The sequence below is a fragment of the Methanobrevibacter sp. genome, from assembly GCF_030539875.1.
Taxonomy (GTDB): Archaea; Methanobacteriota; Methanobacteria; order Methanobacteriales; family Methanobacteriaceae; genus Methanocatella.
The window spans coordinates 20,809-37,103 of the sequence record NZ_JAUNXI010000010.1 but is presented as its reverse complement, the minus strand read 5'-3'; the positions used below and the strand labels follow the sequence as shown (position 1 = coordinate 37,103).

Genomic DNA, 16,295 nt, shown 5'->3' with positions numbered 1-16,295 from the left:
ATCAAATTATCTTGCAGATGATTTAATTGAAAAGAGGATTATTGACAGCGATTATTAATTTATAAATTATATTTATTAGGTGAAATAATGGCAATTTCTCAAGGAAAATCAACTAGAAGTCCTTCCGGTGCAAGAAATGTTGCAAACCGTGGAAAAAGAAAATCCGAATTAGGAAGAGACCCAGCAGAAACTAGATTAGACGAAAAAAAATTAAGAAAAATTAGAACCCGTGGCGGAAACGAAAAACTCAGATTAGCTACTGGTAACAAAATCAATTTAACCGGCGCTGATGGTAAAACCAAAGTTGTGGACATTCTCAACGTAGTTGAAAACACTGCAAACCCTAACTACGTAAGAAGAAACATCATTACCAAAGGTGCTATTGTAGAAACTCCTGAAGGTAATGCTAAAGTAACATCCAGACCTGGTCAGGATGGCGTTATCAACGGAATTTTAATTTAAAGATTTTTCTTTAAATTCTCTTTTTTTTTAACTAAATTAATATACATGTTTTTACAAATATCTTTTTATTAGATTATTTAATAATCAGGAGATAAAATGTCAGAAGATAAAATTAGTATGAATCATGGTGCTGGTGGAGAGGTAATGGCTAATTTAATCGCCAGTACAATTTTGGATAATATTACTAAAAAAAGCGTAAATGACGGTATTAGTTTAGATGCATTAGATGATGGCGCATCAATTCCTATTGGTGATGATTATGAAATTGTTTTAACAACTGACGGCCATACTATTGATCCACTATTTTTCCCTGGAGGAGATATTGGCAGAATCTCTGCTGCCGGAACTATTAACGATGTCTCAGTAATGGGTGCCCGTCCATTAGCACTTGCTAATGCAATAATCATGCAGGAAGGATTTCCAATTGAAAGTTTGGAAAAAATCATCAAATCACTAAATGAAACTTGTCAGGAAGTTGATGTTGCTGTAATTACAGGCGATACTAAGGTGATGCCTCAGGATAAACTTGACGGCATTGTTATGGTTACAACAGGAATTGGCCTTGCTAAAAAAGGCGAAGTAGTTCGTGATTCAACTTTGGAAGTTGGAGATAAAATCATCATCACCGGCAGTTTAGGTGATCACGGAATGAGTTTAATGTCTTTTAGAGAAGGTTTCGGATTTGAAACCGATTTGAAATCTGATGTTGCTCCGATGTGGAATATTATTAAGAAAGCTTTGGAAATTGGTGGAGTTACTGCTATGAAAGACCCTACTCGTGGCGGTTTTGCAAATGCCATTAATGAAATGGCGTCAAAAGCTGGTGTGGGAGTTGTTCTTGAACAGGAAGCTATTCCAATTAAGGAAGAAGTTCATGCAGTATCTGAAATGCTGGGTATTGATCCATTTGAAGTGGCTAACGAAGGAAAAGTCGTTATGGGAGTTAAAGCCGATAAAGCCGAAGAAATACTTGAAGCTATCAAAGGCGAAAAATACGGTGAAAACGCAGCTATTATTGGTGAAGTAGTCGAAGGGGATTATGTTGTGGTTAATACTCCTATTGGTGGTGAAAGGATTCTTGAAGCGCCTATTGCAGATCCAGTTCCTAGAGTATGTTAAGGTGATAAGATGGCAAGTGTATTTACAAGAAGAGTCGGCGCATACATAATCGATTTCTTTGTTGTTTCAGCATTTATGTGGATTGTGTCTTATTTATTGTCTTTAGTTGTTAATCCTGCTGATTCTTATGAAATATATCATTTCTTCCCATATGTTGTCCCTGTTTTAATAATGGTTTACTTTGTTTTATGCGAAAAGCTTGAAGGAGCAAGTGTCGGCAAATCATTAATGTATTTAAAGGTAGTGTCTAACAATGGAAATTATATTTCATGGCCTCAGGCGATTGTACGTAATTTGACTAAAATTTATTGGATTCCGATTGTTTTTGATTGGGCTGTTGGAAAAATGCTGAAAACCGACAGGTTTCTAAACACCATTTCAAAAACAACAGTTATTGATGAGCTTAAATAGGCTCACTTCTTACTTTTTTTTAACTTAAATTAGTTTAAGTTTTCTTTTGTTAAACTGGATTTGTAAGGAATAGTGTTTGTTTGTTGATTTAACATGGAAATATTAAATAATCAAACTTCTCCTTTTTTAAATTCACTTGGTGTGAAATAAGATACATTGGCGAAACCGTTGTCAAGCAGTTCTTTATTAACGTCAATGGTGTCTGTATAAACAATAGCCACTATACGACCATATCTGTCTTCAGGCTGTTTATCGTCAATATCCAAATATACGGTTTTTCCAAGACAGTTGTCCTTAACAAACTGTTTGGCTTCAGGTTTTGGGCTTCCTATCTGATTTAACTGAACTTTGCCGACGCCATAAACTTGTATGGTATTTCCATCAATCACATCTACGCATTTTCCTGTCTTCTCATAGTGGACAGTCTTATTGTTGATTATCAGTGTTCCGGTTTGATTTTTGGAAGTTGCATTGTCTTCTAGAAATGAATTCGTTAGGCTTAAAGTTGTTGTAATTAAAAATGCTGTCAGCAGGATAATTGAAATGGTTTTTTTATTCATTTTAATCTACTGGGCATGTTCGCAGTCATGTTTGAATCTGCAGGAGTGGCATTTTTTAGGATTTTTTGTCGGCATAAATGGTTTGGTTCCATCAAACAACCTGTGCATCCTTTTGATGGTGTATTCAATTTCCTTTTCAACATCAGGAGTGAATATTTCAATCCAAAAGAGATTTTCAGTGCCTCTTTCACGAAGTGCAGCTTTGATTTTTCTCTCATCCCCCACCATATCTTTATAAGCAAGACAGTAGGCTCTTACCTGATTCATTGTTGACTGGTAGGGTGTTCTTCCGGGTTTGTCATCGATTATCACTATTTCGTCAGGTTTCATTCTTATTTCATCGATATATCCTCTAATCCCGTAAGAAGGTGAAACAACAAAGCATTCTCTTGACATTATTGCCTTTTCTTTTGAAGTTTCAACGGCTTCGGGAAGTGTTGTTGGTGTTGCGTCCTGTTTGAAAATGTCCTCAAGCTGCTGGTGAACAGCACTTCCGTGTGTCATTTCAGGTGTTGAAGGTGTTCTTATCCCTTTGACATGCTCGAGATATAGCTGATACTCGCAGTATCCTTGCTGATTCAACCAGCTAATTGGGAAATTGTTTTTATCTTCAATTATCTGAAGACCTTTTACTGAAGGGTGGTCTTTAAATTCATGTTCTTTTGAATATTCGATGATATTTTTTTGCTCCATAATCTGTTATATATTTTTCAAAGTATAATTATTTATCTTTCAAAATCAAAACTAACTTTATGCATTATATCACCTCGAAAAGTATACTGTCGCCAAAAAACGGAATGAACATCTACAGGGGCTGCACTCACGGTTGTATCTATTGTGATTCCAGAAGTGAGATTTATAAAATGGAACATGAATTTGAAGATATTGCCGTTAAAAGAAATTCGTTAAGTCTTCTTAAAAAACAACTCATTAAAAGACCGAAAGCCATGATTGGAACCGGTGCAATGTCTGATCCCTATATGCCTCTTGAAAAAAATCTAGAATTCACACGCAAATCATTGGAATTGATTAACAGATATGGATTTGGATTTACCTGCATTACAAAATCTGATCTTGTGCTTAGAGACTTGGATCTGCTTAAAAAAATCAATGAAAAATCAAAAGTTGTTGTCCAAATGACAATAACCACTGCAGATGATGACCTGTGCAAAATTTTAGAACCTGGTGTATGTGAAACATCAAAAAGAGTAGATGCATTAAAGAAATTAAACAAAGAAGGCATCCCCACTGTTGTTTGGCTATGTCCTATTCTGCCTTATATTAACGACACGTCTGATAATATTAACTCTATTTTGGATTTCTGTATTGATGCCAATGTTAAGGGCATATTATGTATTGAGATGGGCCTTACTTTAAGAAAAGGCAATCGCGAGTATTTCTACAAAAAATTAGACCAACACTTTCCGGGTCTTAAGGAAAAATATATTGAAGAATTCGGAAATAGATACTCCCTTCCAAGTCCAAATTCTAAACAGTTAATGTCTATTTTTAATAAAAAAACACAGAAACACGGACTCATGAACAATCCTCAGGAAATATTTCAGTATTTATCCCATTTTCCTCAGAAATCTCTTCAATCTAAATTAATCTAAATTGTTATATAGTTATTTCATCAAATATTTATGTAATGTATTTTGATGACTTGGATATTTCAGATAATATTAAAAAGGCCATAAAAGAAATGGGATTTGCAAAAACAACACCTATTCAGGAAATGTCCATTCCCAAATCCTTAAAGGGCAGTGACATTATTGGCCAGGCACAAACAGGTTCTGGCAAGACTCTTGCTTTTGCAGTTCCAATTATTGAAAAAATTTTCATTGAAGACAGGTCTCCCCAGGCCATTGTCCTGTGTCCAACAAGAGAACTGTGTATGCAGGTGGCTGATGAACTTGCCAAAGTAGGTTCAAAAATTAAAAAACTTAAAATTTTAGCAGTTTATGGTGGCCAGCCAATAGGAAAACAAACCAGAGTTTTAAAAAAAGGCGTTCATATTGTTGTTGGAACTCCCGGTCGTGTAATTGACCATATTGAAAGAGGCAACCTGGATTTGATAGGTATTGAAAGTGTTGTTTTAGATGAAGCAGATGAAATGTTGAATATGGGATTTATTGATGATATTGAGTTTATTTTAAAAAACACTCCTGTAAACAGACAAACGCTACTTTTCTCAGCTACAATTCCCGATGAAATAAAAAAAATTGCTAAAAAATATCAGAAAAATCCAAAAACTATCAAAATAGCTTCAAATAAGAAAAACACTCCAAAAATAACACAATACTTTTTCAAATGCAATATCAAGTATAAATTTGAAGACATGACAAGACTGCTTGATGTATATGACGTCAAACTGGCATTAATATTCTGCAATACGAAAAAGGGAGTAAATTATGTTGAAAAGCATTTAAGAAAAAGAGGATATTCTGTTGACAGCCTTCATGGAGACATGACTCAAAAAGTAAGAAACCGTGTAATGAATAAATTTAGAAATGGAAACATTTCCATTTTGGTTGCAACTGATGTTGCAGCACGGGGATTGGATATTGACAATCTGGATGTTATTATCAATTACGATGTTCCCCAGAATCCTGAAAATTATATTCACCGGATTGGGCGAACTGCAAGGGCGGGAAAAATCGGATATGCTTTTACTTTAGTTTCAAGAGATGAGATTCAGAGATTCAATGCTATTAAAAAGGTCAATAAAACCAAAATTGCCGAAAAAAAGATTCCTTCATTTAAGGAAGTTGAATATATTAAAAATAACATGATTCTGGACAATGTTAAAAATCTCATTGAACTTGAAGAAGTGGATGACTTTTATCTTGAATCAGTAAAAAAGAACGTAAATAAAAAAATAAATTCAGAACTTCTGGCTGCAGGTCTGTTAAAGATGGTAAGGGAAAAGTAATTATTTTTTCCCATCGATAATATTGTATTTGATTTTTTCAGCTTCAAGTTCGCGTGTAAATGATTTGCTCATGTCCCCAACGCAAATTGCAAGAACGTTTAGTCCTTTTCGGGCAGCATTTGCAGTTGCATGTGGCGCACCGTATTCAATGTCAAGGGGAAGTCCTAACTTGTTTATAATCGCGCGGGAAACAGTACCTGCCGATGCGACCTTATTGATTTTTTCACCGCTGTTTGTTCCTTTTTCATAGACCTTTTTAATCAAGTCCAAATCGGAAGCTTTAGATCCGCCGTCTTTGATGGTCGGAACAATAATGAGGGTAACTTCCCCGTTTACAACATCAATAATTCCGGTAAGGTTGGTTAGGGAAACGTCCATATTGGCTTCTGCATCTTCTAAAACAACGCCGGTAGCATTTTCTTCTTTTTTATGAGCGTATAAAACCCCATCTTCCATGTAAAGGCCGACAAGATCTCCTTTTTTAAGGTCTTCATTTGCAATAGCTGGCCAGATGGTTTTGTAATGATTCATAGTTTCCAAAACAGAATCGGAATATTTTCTCAAGCTAATTGCGTCTTTTTTAACTTTTTCAATACCTTTTTGTGTTATTTTATAAGGTGATCTTCCATCTTTAGAACTAATGTAGTCCAGTTCGATTAAGGTTTTAATATTTTCAGAAACCGCCTGTATGGTAATTCCTAATTTATCAGCCAAATCTTTTTGTTTGAGGTGAGGATCTTGTTTTGATATTTCACTTAAAATTTGAAAATGTGTAAGAGCACCTCTTTTTTTAAATGCCTTCATCATAATTCATTCCTCAATTATAATTGATTAATTTATATATTTAATTTTATATTATATATATTAAAGTGTAAGTCTGCCATTTAGATTTTCATTAAACTCTTTGAGAAATTCGTCTTTTTTATCAATCGGAATATAAGCGCCACAAGCCATTGCGTGGCCTCCTCCACTTCCTCCGACTTGTCCTGCAACTTTGCGGATAATGTTTCCAAAGTGTATTCCGTCATAGGAAAGTAATCTTGAACATCTAAGAGACACTTTAAGGCCTGTATCGTCAGTTTGAGCAAATCCTATAATCGGTTTTTTCCAGTTGCAGTAACCTAAAATCATTCCGGTTATTGTTCCGACAATTTCTGGTTTAATTCCGGTTCCATCAAAGTATTGCAGGTTTTCCAATTCAATGATATTCGCATCATCGCTTTCTACAACACCGGATATTGCCTGAGCAAGATTGCGCCTGTGATTTAAGCTTACATCTTCAAGCTCATCAAGAGCAACAAATCTGTCTCCTTTTAAAACTTCCATGGCTATTTTTTCTTCATGATTTCTGCCGCATGCATTCATGGCTGTTGAAAATTCAGAAGCATCTCTGAGAAAACTGGAGGGATCTTCTTTTAAGAATGTGTATGAATCTCCAATGATTAACTGGGGAAGATACTGAATATATTTTCCCGGAACAACCTTTGCCAGCATTGAAAGAAGGCGTTGGAAAAGCTTGCCTTTTTCTTCCATTGTCAATTCGTTTAAAGTTTTTCGGTTGTGTTTTTCATCAATGCCCAGTTCTTCTAGAATAGCCATTGTCTCATTGGTGTTGTTTGTAATCGGCAGTTTTACATCACTAAAGTAAGAAAGGGCAACGAAGAGAGGTCTTGAGTTTCTGCCGTAAATGTTTAAATCATCCTTTGTTAGCTTGAGATATCCTCCGTCAATTGCATCTTGTTGTATTATTTCATTTAAACCTTCAAAATGGCCAGTTTTAGTGTTTTGCATATCTCCAATTGCAGATAAAACACCAATCCAGCTTAAATCAGTATATCCGAATTCCTTTCCAAGAAAATAACATAATCCTCCGCCACAAACGTCATATGACCCGTCAATGCCGTGATGCATAGGATTGATTTCTAAAAAAGTATAATTTTTGCCGGCTCTGTAATCAATATCCCTTAATGGAGGATGATGGTCCAGGATGAGGATTTTCTGACCTTCACGGGCTTTTGAGTCAACTCTTTGGCCTGAACCTAAATCTGAAAATATTGTAAGTTCGTGGTTAAGGTCCATGTCATCCAAGACGTCTAAATTTACAAACTCGATTTCATGTTCTTTATTTTGCCTGTCGAGTATGGTTGATAATATTGCACCTGAACAAATGCCGTCACAGTCAATATGTGAATAGACCTTAATGTCATTTGAGCTTTCGATAAGCTTTTTTGCTTCGAGGTATTGTTCGTGCATCGGTTGGGGTATTTGCATATTAATCAGTTTCTGAGTTCTTTGATTTTTAAACTAACTTCTCGTATAAGGTCTAATTTTGTTCCTTCCCATTCAACAAGGACTCTTCCGGATTTTTCATACCATTTTCCAGGATATGCCTTGTCTTTTTCCAAATTGTATGTAAATCCAAGTCTTTTCAGTGCTCTTTCAATTTCGTTAATTGAAGGGTTCTTAACAGACTCTTCAATAGATATTTTACGACCTTCGCTAAGGGACAAGTCTTTATTTAAATACTGTGGCCATATTGCAATCATGTCAACACCTATCTGATTTGTTTTTCAAAAATTTCTAATGCATCTTTAACTACTAAATCCATATTGTAATATTTGTATTTGGCTAATCTTCCGGCAAATATTACATTTTCTTCTTTTTCCATTTCCGCTTCGTATAATTTGAATTTATCCAAATATTCCTCTGTTGGATATGGATAACATTTCTCACCATTGAATCCTGGATATTCCCTCATGATGGCTGTCTTTCCATCGGCCTTCTGCTGGGTTAACTTTTTAAATTCGGTTATCCTTGTAAAGTATGGATGATTAGGATAGTTTACAACACCTACCTCCTGATAGGAATCCTGATTTAAGATTTCATATACGAAGTTCAGACATCTGTATAACAGTTCCCCGTACTTATAATCATAAAAGTAATCAATCGGGCCGGTGTAGATTAGTTTTTCGTAATTGATTTTATCTATATAATCTTTATAATCTGTTTTGAGGATAATTTCAATGTTATCGGATTTTGCCATGTTTTCACACATTTTTGTAAATCCTTCTTTCGGCATTCCCTGATATGTGTCTCCAAAGTATCGGTCGTCATGATTGAATCTAAAAGGAATTCTTGAAATGACGCTTGGACTTAAATCAGCTGCTGAGGTTCCCCATTGCTTTTCAGTATAGTTTTTAAACAGCTTATTGTAAATATCCCTTCCGGCATTTTTAAGAACAACATCTTCGGAGGATTTTATCTCATCAATATCTTCTTTATGCTCATCAATCCATTCCTTCATTGAATTTTCATCCAGGTCAAGGTCATACAATTTATTTAAGGTATCAATACAGATTGGCATAGGCACAAGCTTTCCATCAACATAGCTCAATACCCTGTGCACGTAATCAATCCATTGTGTAAACTGTGAAAGGTAATCGTGAACTTTTTTATCGTTTGTATGGTAAATGTGAGGACCGTATTTCTGAATCAGGAGGTCGTCCTGGTAAAAATCATAAACATTGCCTCCAATATGGTCGCGCTTTTCAATAATTAAAACTTTTTCATCCAACTGATTTGCAATTCTCTCAGCTATTGTTAAACCAGAAAGTCCGGCGCCTACAATTACATATTTATAATCGGTCATTATTTTACTCCTTTTGAATTTGAATTTTAGATTCAAGGGCTTTTGTCATTGAACTTAACAGCATTTTAGTTTTAAAATCACTTTTATGGATATTTTTAAGCTCATTTACTTTACTTAGCAGTAATTTGTTTTCTTCTCGGGTAAATGGAGAATGTTTCCATGAATTTGTCCAGTGAAACAAATGAGGATTCAGGGAAACTGTTTGAATCTCTTTTGGAAATCCTTCAGTGCATTTCCTACAGTAAATGTATGATTCCATCAGCTCACTTAATAGTTTCACATTGACGTTATTGGTAATTGATTTGTCATCAGGCAGATCCCTGATATAGTAATCATAACAAATGAAATTGTTTAAAAAGACAATGCCCTTTGCTTTTAGCAATGCTTCCAGGGAAAATGCCAGGTCATCACCTGAAACGAATGGCTGGAATCTTAAATCATTATCCATTATTAATTCTCTTTTATAAATTTTACTCCACACGGCTGGAGCCATTTTCAATAAATCAGGTTCCTGTTCAATGTTATCAACGCGGATTGTATCGAGAGGTGAGTCTCTCGGGTAAGTTACTTCCAGAGTTTTGCCGTAAAGGAATTTCTCTACAAAATTATCCCAGATAAAGTCAGGAATATCTAAAAAATTTGCAGTTTCAAGTGTTTCATCAGGATATGAATTTTCCAGACTGTCTAAATATGGTGAAAATGATTTTTGAACTTTGCCTCCATATTCAAATATTCTTCTAAAGCGTCCGAAGGCAACGTCTGCATTATTTCTTTTAACAACATTATATAATGTTTCACAGGCATCAGGTGTGTATCTGTCGTCAGGGTCTAAAAACATTATATAATCTCCACTGCAGGCTTCAATACCTGTATTTCGTGGAGTATATGCTGCACCACTGTTCTTTTCATGGTGTATTGCAGTACAACACTCATATTTTTCGGCATATTCATCTATGATTTCACCTGACCCGTCAGTCGAACAATCGTTAACCATAATGATTTCCAAGTTTTCATTTCCAATTGTCTGATTGATAAGTGAATCAATTCCTCCTCTTAGATGATCGCCAACATTAAATATTGGTAGAATAATGCTTATTTTATCATTCATTTTGTTCTCTCCATGTTTTAAATAATAATTCCATCATATCCGGAACTGTGTACGTGTCGGGGTAAATGTAGGTAATGCCATATTTTTCCAGAACTCTTGCAGTAATTGGGCCGATGCAGACTGTCAATAGGTTTTCGGATAATAAATTAGCTATTTTTTGCTTGTCTTCGGCTATTTCAAAAAAGTTTTCAACAGTCAGCGGACTTGTAAATGTGATTGCATCAATTTCTCTGTTTTCAATTTTGGAAATTAAATTTTTTATTGCATTCTTATCCATTGGAAATAATGATTTGTATGCTTCGGCTAAAATAACTTCATTTCCAAGTTCTTCCAATCTTTCGGGCAATACAGGTCTTGCAGAAGCGGTTCTGGGGATTCCAATTATCTGGTCTCTAATCTTTAGTTTTTCAAATTCCTCAATAAGGCCTTCTGCTGTGAAATCTTTGGGAATCAAATCAACCTTTAAACCATTTTCTTCAGCGAGTTTCCCAGTCTTGTTTCCAATAACTGCCAATTTACAATTGAGGCTATTGATAAAGCCGGGATAAAATTTATTTAATGAAACAATGGTTGTAGGTGATGTGAAAACAATCCAATCAAGTTCATCTTTTCTTTTAACTAACTCCTTTAAAGATTCGCTGTTTACAGGCTTCAAATCAAGTGTTGGTGCAAGAATTGCTGTTCCACCTAATTTTTCTACAATATCACAAGCCTGTTTCGCCCTGTCCTTAGGTCTTGTTATTGCAACAACGGGTTTTGACATTTATATTACCTTCATTAATTTATAATGTTCTATATTTTGTTTTTATTGGTTTATAATATTATGTTAAATGCTGTTTTTATTGGAATTGAATTGAGTTTATATATCAGATAAAATTGCTTTTTAACATTGATAGGAATCATATTGTTTGATTTGCACTATATTAATATTATTTAAAAATCTTTTCAGTGATTATGCTGGTTAATTTTTAAAAAAGTAATTATATTCGGCGGATAAGTTCAAACAAGAGAAACGCAAATTACTTTCATTGTTAAAACTTCAAACCGCTTCTTTTTAGGATTTATAATCCGCTGAAAATTTTCACATAAGGGATTTTACTTAACACATAGGGCAGCAGCCAGGATAAAAATATAATTGAAGCAAACATCACTGGAAACATTAAATGGGAATGGGGATTGTAGTAGGATAGGAATTTAACCACAAGCACATGTGAAAAATACATCCCATAACTGCACACACTTAATGAAATAATCGCTTTTCCGACGAAATTGTCTTTAATTGAGTTAAACTTGTTTAACTTGTCAAGGTATCTGACAAATATGAATAAACCTGAACCCATAAATATTATTGGAATGTTTTGATAAATTAGGCTGATTAAATTGCTGCTGTAATAATTCAAATAAACAAACACTCCTAAAGAAATTAAAAGAGTAACAAATCCTGCAATGCACATTTTAGCATCAGTTACTTTAAATTCTTTATTGGCCAAATAATATCCTAAAATTGGGTATCCAACATAACCTGCAAAATAGCTTAAATCAAAATTGGCCCATAAAGGATAGGAATTGAATGTCTTTAAAACCATTATCATAAACCAAATGGCCAAAAAGTATTTTAAACCATTCTCCCCATACTCCTTAACAAATGAATTGAGGATAGGCAAAAACAAATAAATCCCGATTAAAACCCAAAAATACCAGGTAATTGAAGGTTCTCCGATAAACACATTCCAGATAAATGTCTGATTATAACCGTAATATGTAAGCTGAGCTAAAATTAAGATAATCCAAAAAATAAAAGGATAAATAATACGTGCAAATCTCTTCTTTAAAAATTGTCCCAAATCAGGATACTCGCGGTTTAAGAGAAGCGCTCCGCTAATCATTAAAAAGATAGGAACACCTATTCTTCCAATATCATGAAAAGTCATTTGAGCAATAATTTGGGTTGTGCCGGTTAGCGGACCAAAGAAATGGTCGACATGACAAATAATAACTGCAATTATTGCAAAAGCCCTTAGGAAATCGTAATAAAATATTCTCTCTTTTTTGGGTTTGGTGTCATGATTTAAGTTTTTCATTTTATCAAGCTATTTTATTTCATTTAAATATGCTTCTGCAATTTTCAAATCTATGTTTCGAGTAATTTTAAAATTACCTGATTCTCCTTTAAATAATTTTACATCTCCGTCTCTCAGGAAGAACAGCATCATTGCTTCATCCAATGTATCTATTTCCTCCTGATTTAAATTGGAGTATATTTCCATAAATCTATTAATTTTAAAGCTTTGAGGAGTCTGGGCATGCACTAAATTCCTGCGGAGGGGAATGTCTGTTAGTTTTCCTTCTTCTTTGGTTTCAAATATAACGTCAACAGCAGGCATTACCGGACTTGCAGCATCATGGTTGATTACACTGTCAATACTTTTTTTAACTAAACTTTCACTTACGAAGATTCTGGCAGCATCATGCGTAATCAAAATATGATCTTCATCTGAGTAATTTTCTTTTATGTACTTTATTGAATTCAGGATAGTGTCATTTCGTGTTTCACCGCCAGCTATAACGGCAATTTTTTCATCATCCGGAAAATAATCGTTGATTAATTCTTTGGTTCGGTCAATAAACTTTTCAGGAGATGAAACAATAATTCTATCAATTTCATTTACTTTTAGAAATGTTTCGGTAGAATGTATGAGTATAGGTTTATCACCAACAATTTCAAACTGTTTTGGTTTATTCAAACCCATTCTGGTTCCGATTCCACCAGCAAGCATTGCTGCAAAAATCATATTATAAACCGTCCCAGAAATTATTAAATGCCAGTTTCGGATTGTTTTTTTCCACAATAACATCATATACAAAATCAACAGTCAGGCTATTGAGGTTATATTTTTCACAAATTCCTTTTAGAATAACTGTTGTGTTTCTGCCTTCAAATAGAATTCCTGACGATTTTTCATCAACAACAATCCCCTGACCATATAAAACACCTAAAGTATGGTTTCTACTAACTGATAATGTGGATGCTGTGATTATATCTCCAAATCCGCAATAATCATCAACAATGTCTCTTTTTCCACCTAAAACTTCGATAATCTCTTTTGTTTCATTATAACTTTTAGTAAATAATGCAAACCTCGCATTATCATTAATGTCCAAACCTTCACATATTCCCTGACTGATTGCAACCACATTCTTAAGAATGCCGCAGTATTCTGTTCCAATAACGTCAGTATTTGTGTTTACCTTAAACTTTTTAGTTTCTAATGAATTTTTCACTTTTGTTAAATATTCTTTATTGTCACATGCAATAGTTGTTGCAGTAGATAAATTCTGAGCCATTTCAGAGGCAATATTGGGACCTGACAATGCAACTGCCGGTCTTTTTGTTGTCTCTTCAATTATTTCTGTCATGCGTTTGTTTGTATTGGCTTCCATTCCTTTTGCAGTTGTAACCAGAATGCAGTCTTTGGAAATATAATCATTTAACTCTTCTGTCACATTTCGAACGGTTGATGATGGGATGCATAAAAAAATAATGTCTGCATCTTTCAGTTTACTAAAATCATTTATTCCAATTATATTATCTTTTAATTTTAAATTCGGATAATATTGGGAGTTGTAATGTTTGGAATTAATCTCATTACAAATCTCCTCTCTTCTTGCATATAAAAATAATTTGTCTACATTTTCAGCTATTGACTGTGAAATTGCAGTTCCCATTGCACCGCTGCCAATAACTCCAACATTTAATTTCATAGTTTTCACCGATTTAATATTCGCCAAAATCGATTTCATCGGGAGCCGGACGAAATCTTGATTCAACTGGAGGCAATTCCATATAGTTTCCATAACTTCTTTTCAAAATTTTATCGTAATTATTAGGTACATTAACCATAATATCTTCAAATTGTGCTTTTTTTGGAGGTATCCAATCCTTTTTATTGTATACGGGCATTTGACATATTGCCGGAAAATCGCATACTTCATCACAGTCTTCATATTGATATTTGGAGAAGGATTTCACGCATTTTTTCTTAATATTGTAAGGTGAAATCGGAATTATTCTTAATAAGTAATGTACTGCTTGCTGAAATATTTTTTTAAGTTTTGATTCATTGTCAAATTTAAGAAAAGCATACATTGTCAGTTGATTAAGTGAAAAACTGGTCCATTTATGGATGAACCTTTTGAATCCGTTTTTGGGAATATTGTCTAAAATAAAAACATCAATAAAAATATTTTGCGTATAATCAACTTGACTGGCCCACCATTCATTAATTACAGTATTTTTCAGCATTAATCTGCCCCATGTGTAGTGGTAGGTTTCCTCATTTAAAACATTGATGAATCTATATTTCTCATCGATATCTTCTTCAAAAATCTTATTTAATTTTTCAAAGTCTTTTCTAAACATTATAACATCAATATCATCGTCCCATGGAATGAATCCTTTATGCCGTATAGTTCCAAGTAAACTTCCTCCATAAATAAAATAAGTTAAATCGTTTTCTTCACAAACTTTAATGAAGTATTTTAAAATTTTCATCTGAACTTTCTTTAGATGTTCTAATGTTTCATCATCATATCGCTTTGACTTAAACATAGTATTTTCCGCAAATTATTTTTTTTATTAAATGATAACTTATATATTGTTAGAAATTTTTAAATATTTTCTTTTTTAAATGAATTAATAGTTATTATTATATAATTAATAATTAATTAAGGTAATATTATGAGGTCTGATAATCCGATTGTATATACATGTTTTTGCACTGATGTTATTCATGATGGTCATTTAAATTTAATTAATGAAGCTAAAAAATATGGTGATGTGGTTGTGGGTGTTCTTTGTGATTCTGAAATGGTGAAATATAATAGGTTCCCATTAAAGACAACTGAAGAACGTATGGAATTAGTTAAAGGACTTCCAGATGTAAAAAAAGTCATTGTTCAGGATAAAATAATGTATGATGATGTTGTTCGTGAACTTCGTCCAGATTACATTATCCATGGAGATAATTGGGTTGAAGACTCAATGAAAGTAATAAGGAAAAATATTATCTCTGTTCTTGAAGAATATGGCGGGGAATTAATTGAAGTTCCTTATACTTTCAATGAAAAAATACAAAAAATTGATAGGCAGATGAGAGAAAAATTAGCCATGCCTGAGCTTAGAAGAGCAAGATTAAGGAAATTATTAAAAATCGTACCTGTTGTTAAAACAATCGAAGTCCACAGCGGATTAACCGGATTAATTGCAGAAAAAACAGTCATAGCTGATGATGAACAAATTGATCAATTTGATGCAATGTGGATTTCAAGCTTATGCGACAGTACTGAAAAGGGAAAACCTGATATTGAATTAGTTGATATGACTTCAAGATTCAGAACAATCAATGATATTATGGAAGTTACAACAAAGCCGATTATCTTTGATGGGGATACTGGTGGAATCGCAGAACACTTTGTTTATACAGTTAGGTCTCTTGAAAGAATGGGTGTTTCAGCAGTTATTATTGAAGATAAAATTGGATTGAAGAAAAACTCCCTTTTCGGAACAGAAGTGGAACAAACTCAAGATGAAATTGAACATTTCTGTGAAAAAATATCTGCAGGTAAGAATGCGCAAATATCTGATGATTTCATGATTATTGCAAGGATTGAAAGCCTTATTCTTGAACAGGGTATGGAAGATGCACTTAAAAGAGCATTTGCGTTTCGTGATGCTGGTGCAGATGGAATTATGATTCACAGCAGAAGAAAAGAACCGGATGAAATTTTGGAGTTCTGTGATAAATTCAGAGCGAAAGACAGTGAAACTCCAATCGTTGTCGTTCCATCTTCGTTTAATACAATCACTGAAGAAGAATTAACTGCACATGGAGTTAATATAGTAATCTATGCAAATCAGTTATTGCGGGCTGCTTTCCCGGCAATGCAAAATGCTGCGAAAAGCATTTTAAAACATCACAGAGCACATGAAATTGATGAGGAATTATTATCTATTAAGAAGATTATTACATTGATTGATGAGTTATAAGGCGATTA

The 16,295-nt window shown here is 33.9% G+C and carries 18 protein-coding genes; 6 read left to right on the top strand and 12 right to left on the bottom strand.

Annotated elements, in window-relative coordinates; all coding sequences use genetic code 11:
• Positions 1-87: 87 nt before the first annotated feature.
• The 3 genes from Q4Q16_RS05250 to Q4Q16_RS05240 all read left to right on the top strand — a co-directional run bounded on the left by Q4Q16_RS05250 (position 88) and on the right by Q4Q16_RS05240 (position 1,992).
• On the top strand, positions 88-462 hold the full coding sequence (locus Q4Q16_RS05250; protein WP_303346673.1) for a 30S ribosomal protein S8e: 375 nt from the start codon (positions 88-90) through the stop codon (positions 460-462).
• 96 nt (positions 463-558) lie between these two features.
• Positions 559-1,581, top strand: a complete 1,023-nt coding sequence (gene hypE, locus Q4Q16_RS05245; protein WP_303346672.1) for a hydrogenase expression/formation protein HypE — start codon at positions 559-561, stop codon at positions 1,579-1,581.
• Positions 1,582-1,590: 9 nt separating this feature from the next.
• Positions 1,591-1,992 carry an RDD family protein gene (locus Q4Q16_RS05240; RefSeq protein WP_303346671.1) on the top strand — a complete coding sequence of 134 codons (402 nt, stop codon included), beginning with the start codon at positions 1,591-1,593 and terminating at the stop codon, positions 1,990-1,992.
• A 110-nt stretch (positions 1,993-2,102) separates the two neighbouring features.
• On the opposite strand, the gene Q4Q16_RS05235 is transcribed toward Q4Q16_RS05240, so the two are convergent.
• Complete coding sequence (locus tag Q4Q16_RS05235) at positions 2,103-2,552, bottom strand: thermonuclease family protein (RefSeq protein ID WP_303346670.1); 450 nt, start codon at positions 2,550-2,552, stop codon at positions 2,103-2,105.
• Positions 2,553-2,558: 6 nt separating this feature from the next.
• Positions 2,559-3,245: a CRISPR-associated protein Cas4 gene (gene cas4 / locus Q4Q16_RS05230; protein WP_303346669.1), complete on the bottom strand. Its 687-nt coding sequence runs from the start codon at positions 3,243-3,245 to the stop codon at positions 2,559-2,561.
• 104 nt (positions 3,246-3,349) lie between these two features.
• Here cas4 and Q4Q16_RS05225 point away from each other — a divergent pair, with 104 nt between their 5' ends.
• Entirely contained in the window at positions 3,350-4,165 is an 816-nt protein-coding gene (locus Q4Q16_RS05225) for a radical SAM protein (RefSeq protein WP_303346668.1), read from the top strand.
• A 35-nt stretch (positions 4,166-4,200) separates the two neighbouring features.
• Positions 4,201-5,484 (top strand): DEAD/DEAH box helicase, encoded by a 1,284-nt coding sequence (locus Q4Q16_RS05220; RefSeq protein WP_303346667.1) that lies wholly within the window; start codon positions 4,201-4,203, stop codon positions 5,482-5,484.
• Here Q4Q16_RS05220 and Q4Q16_RS05215 read toward each other — a convergent pair whose 3' ends face one another.
• From Q4Q16_RS05215 to Q4Q16_RS05170, 10 genes are all read right to left on the bottom strand, one after another.
• Positions 5,485-6,288: a winged helix-turn-helix transcriptional regulator gene (locus Q4Q16_RS05215; RefSeq protein WP_303346714.1), complete on the bottom strand. Its 804-nt coding sequence runs from the start codon at positions 6,286-6,288 to the stop codon at positions 5,485-5,487. It abuts the gene before it with no gap.
• A 60-nt stretch (positions 6,289-6,348) separates the two neighbouring features.
• Complete coding sequence (gene recJ, locus Q4Q16_RS05210) at positions 6,349-7,755, bottom strand: single-stranded-DNA-specific exonuclease RecJ (protein WP_303346666.1); 1,407 nt, start codon at positions 7,753-7,755, stop codon at positions 6,349-6,351.
• Positions 7,756-7,760: 5 nt separating this feature from the next.
• Positions 7,761-8,030 carry a signal recognition particle subunit SRP19/SEC65 family protein gene (locus Q4Q16_RS05205; protein ID WP_303346665.1) on the bottom strand — a complete coding sequence of 90 codons (270 nt, stop codon included), beginning with the start codon at positions 8,028-8,030 and terminating at the stop codon, positions 7,761-7,763.
• A gap of 8 nt (positions 8,031-8,038) precedes the next feature.
• Positions 8,039-9,133: a UDP-galactopyranose mutase gene (glf, locus tag Q4Q16_RS05200; protein ID WP_303346664.1), complete on the bottom strand. Its 1,095-nt coding sequence runs from the start codon at positions 9,131-9,133 to the stop codon at positions 8,039-8,041.
• Between the two features lie 4 nt (positions 9,134-9,137).
• Complete coding sequence (locus tag Q4Q16_RS05195; protein WP_303346663.1) at positions 9,138-10,241, bottom strand: glycosyltransferase; 1,104 nt, start codon at positions 10,239-10,241, stop codon at positions 9,138-9,140.
• A complete protein-coding gene (locus Q4Q16_RS05190) occupies positions 10,234-11,004 on the bottom strand; it encodes a uroporphyrinogen-III synthase (RefSeq protein WP_303346662.1) in 771 nt (256 codons plus the stop codon). Before Q4Q16_RS05190 ends, Q4Q16_RS05195 begins: the two co-directional genes overlap by 8 nt.
• A 298-nt stretch (positions 11,005-11,302) precedes the next feature.
• Positions 11,303-12,322 (bottom strand): acyltransferase, encoded by a 1,020-nt coding sequence (locus Q4Q16_RS05185; RefSeq protein WP_303346661.1) that lies wholly within the window; start codon positions 12,320-12,322, stop codon positions 11,303-11,305.
• A 9-nt stretch (positions 12,323-12,331) separates the two neighbouring features.
• The gene (locus Q4Q16_RS05180) at positions 12,332-13,033 is read right to left on the bottom strand and encodes a 2-C-methyl-D-erythritol 4-phosphate cytidylyltransferase (protein ID WP_303346660.1); all 702 of its coding nucleotides are present in this window, start codon (positions 13,031-13,033) and stop codon (positions 12,332-12,334) included.
• Position 13,034: 1 nt separating this feature from the next.
• A complete protein-coding gene (locus tag Q4Q16_RS05175; RefSeq protein WP_303346659.1) occupies positions 13,035-14,003 on the bottom strand; it encodes an NAD(P)H-dependent glycerol-3-phosphate dehydrogenase in 969 nt (322 codons plus the stop codon).
• A gap of 13 nt (positions 14,004-14,016) precedes the next feature.
• Positions 14,017-14,850 carry a phosphorylcholine transferase LicD gene (locus Q4Q16_RS05170; protein WP_303346658.1) on the bottom strand — a complete coding sequence of 278 codons (834 nt, stop codon included), beginning with the start codon at positions 14,848-14,850 and terminating at the stop codon, positions 14,017-14,019.
• A gap of 129 nt (positions 14,851-14,979) precedes the next feature.
• Between Q4Q16_RS05170 and aepX the strand changes: the two genes are divergently transcribed.
• Positions 14,980-16,287, top strand: coding sequence for a phosphoenolpyruvate mutase (gene aepX / locus Q4Q16_RS05165; RefSeq protein ID WP_303346657.1), 1,308 nt, complete (start codon positions 14,980-14,982; stop codon positions 16,285-16,287).
• The last annotated feature ends 8 nt before the right edge of the window (positions 16,288-16,295 follow it).

Coding starts and splice junctions, on each gene's coding strand:
- Q4Q16_RS05215 (WP_303346714.1), bottom strand. CDS start 6,288: ATGAAGGCATTTAAAAAAAGAGGTGCTCTTACACATTTTCAAATTTTA.
- Q4Q16_RS05205 (WP_303346665.1), bottom strand. CDS start 8,030: ATGATTGCAATATGGCCACAGTATTTAAATAAAGACTTGTCCCTTAGC.
- Q4Q16_RS05250 (WP_303346673.1), top strand. CDS start 88: ATGGCAATTTCTCAAGGAAAATCAACTAGAAGTCCTTCCGGTGCAAGA.
- Q4Q16_RS05185 (WP_303346661.1), bottom strand. CDS start 12,322: ATGAAAAACTTAAATCATGACACCAAACCCAAAAAAGAGAGAATATTT.
- Q4Q16_RS05170 (WP_303346658.1), bottom strand. CDS start 14,850: ATGTTTAAGTCAAAGCGATATGATGATGAAACATTAGAACATCTAAAG.
- Q4Q16_RS05220 (WP_303346667.1), top strand. CDS start 4,201: ATGTATTTTGATGACTTGGATATTTCAGATAATATTAAAAAGGCCATA.
- recJ (WP_303346666.1), bottom strand. CDS start 7,755: ATGCAAATACCCCAACCGATGCACGAACAATACCTCGAAGCAAAAAAG.
- Q4Q16_RS05180 (WP_303346660.1), bottom strand. CDS start 13,033: ATGATTTTTGCAGCAATGCTTGCTGGTGGAATCGGAACCAGAATGGGT.
- Q4Q16_RS05225 (WP_303346668.1), top strand. CDS start 3,350: ATGAACATCTACAGGGGCTGCACTCACGGTTGTATCTATTGTGATTCC.
- hypE (WP_303346672.1), top strand. CDS start 559: ATGTCAGAAGATAAAATTAGTATGAATCATGGTGCTGGTGGAGAGGTA.
- cas4 (WP_303346669.1), bottom strand. CDS start 3,245: ATGGAGCAAAAAAATATCATCGAATATTCAAAAGAACATGAATTTAAA.
- Q4Q16_RS05235 (WP_303346670.1), bottom strand. CDS start 2,552: ATGAATAAAAAAACCATTTCAATTATCCTGCTGACAGCATTTTTAATT.
- Q4Q16_RS05195 (WP_303346663.1), bottom strand. CDS start 10,241: ATGAATGATAAAATAAGCATTATTCTACCAATATTTAATGTTGGCGAT.
- aepX (WP_303346657.1), top strand. CDS start 14,980: ATGAGGTCTGATAATCCGATTGTATATACATGTTTTTGCACTGATGTT.
- glf (WP_303346664.1), bottom strand. CDS start 9,133: ATGACCGATTATAAATATGTAATTGTAGGCGCCGGACTTTCTGGTTTA.
- Q4Q16_RS05240 (WP_303346671.1), top strand. CDS start 1,591: ATGGCAAGTGTATTTACAAGAAGAGTCGGCGCATACATAATCGATTTC.
- Q4Q16_RS05190 (WP_303346662.1), bottom strand. CDS start 11,004: ATGTCAAAACCCGTTGTTGCAATAACAAGACCTAAGGACAGGGCGAAA.
- Q4Q16_RS05175 (WP_303346659.1), bottom strand. CDS start 14,003: ATGAAATTAAATGTTGGAGTTATTGGCAGCGGTGCAATGGGAACTGCA.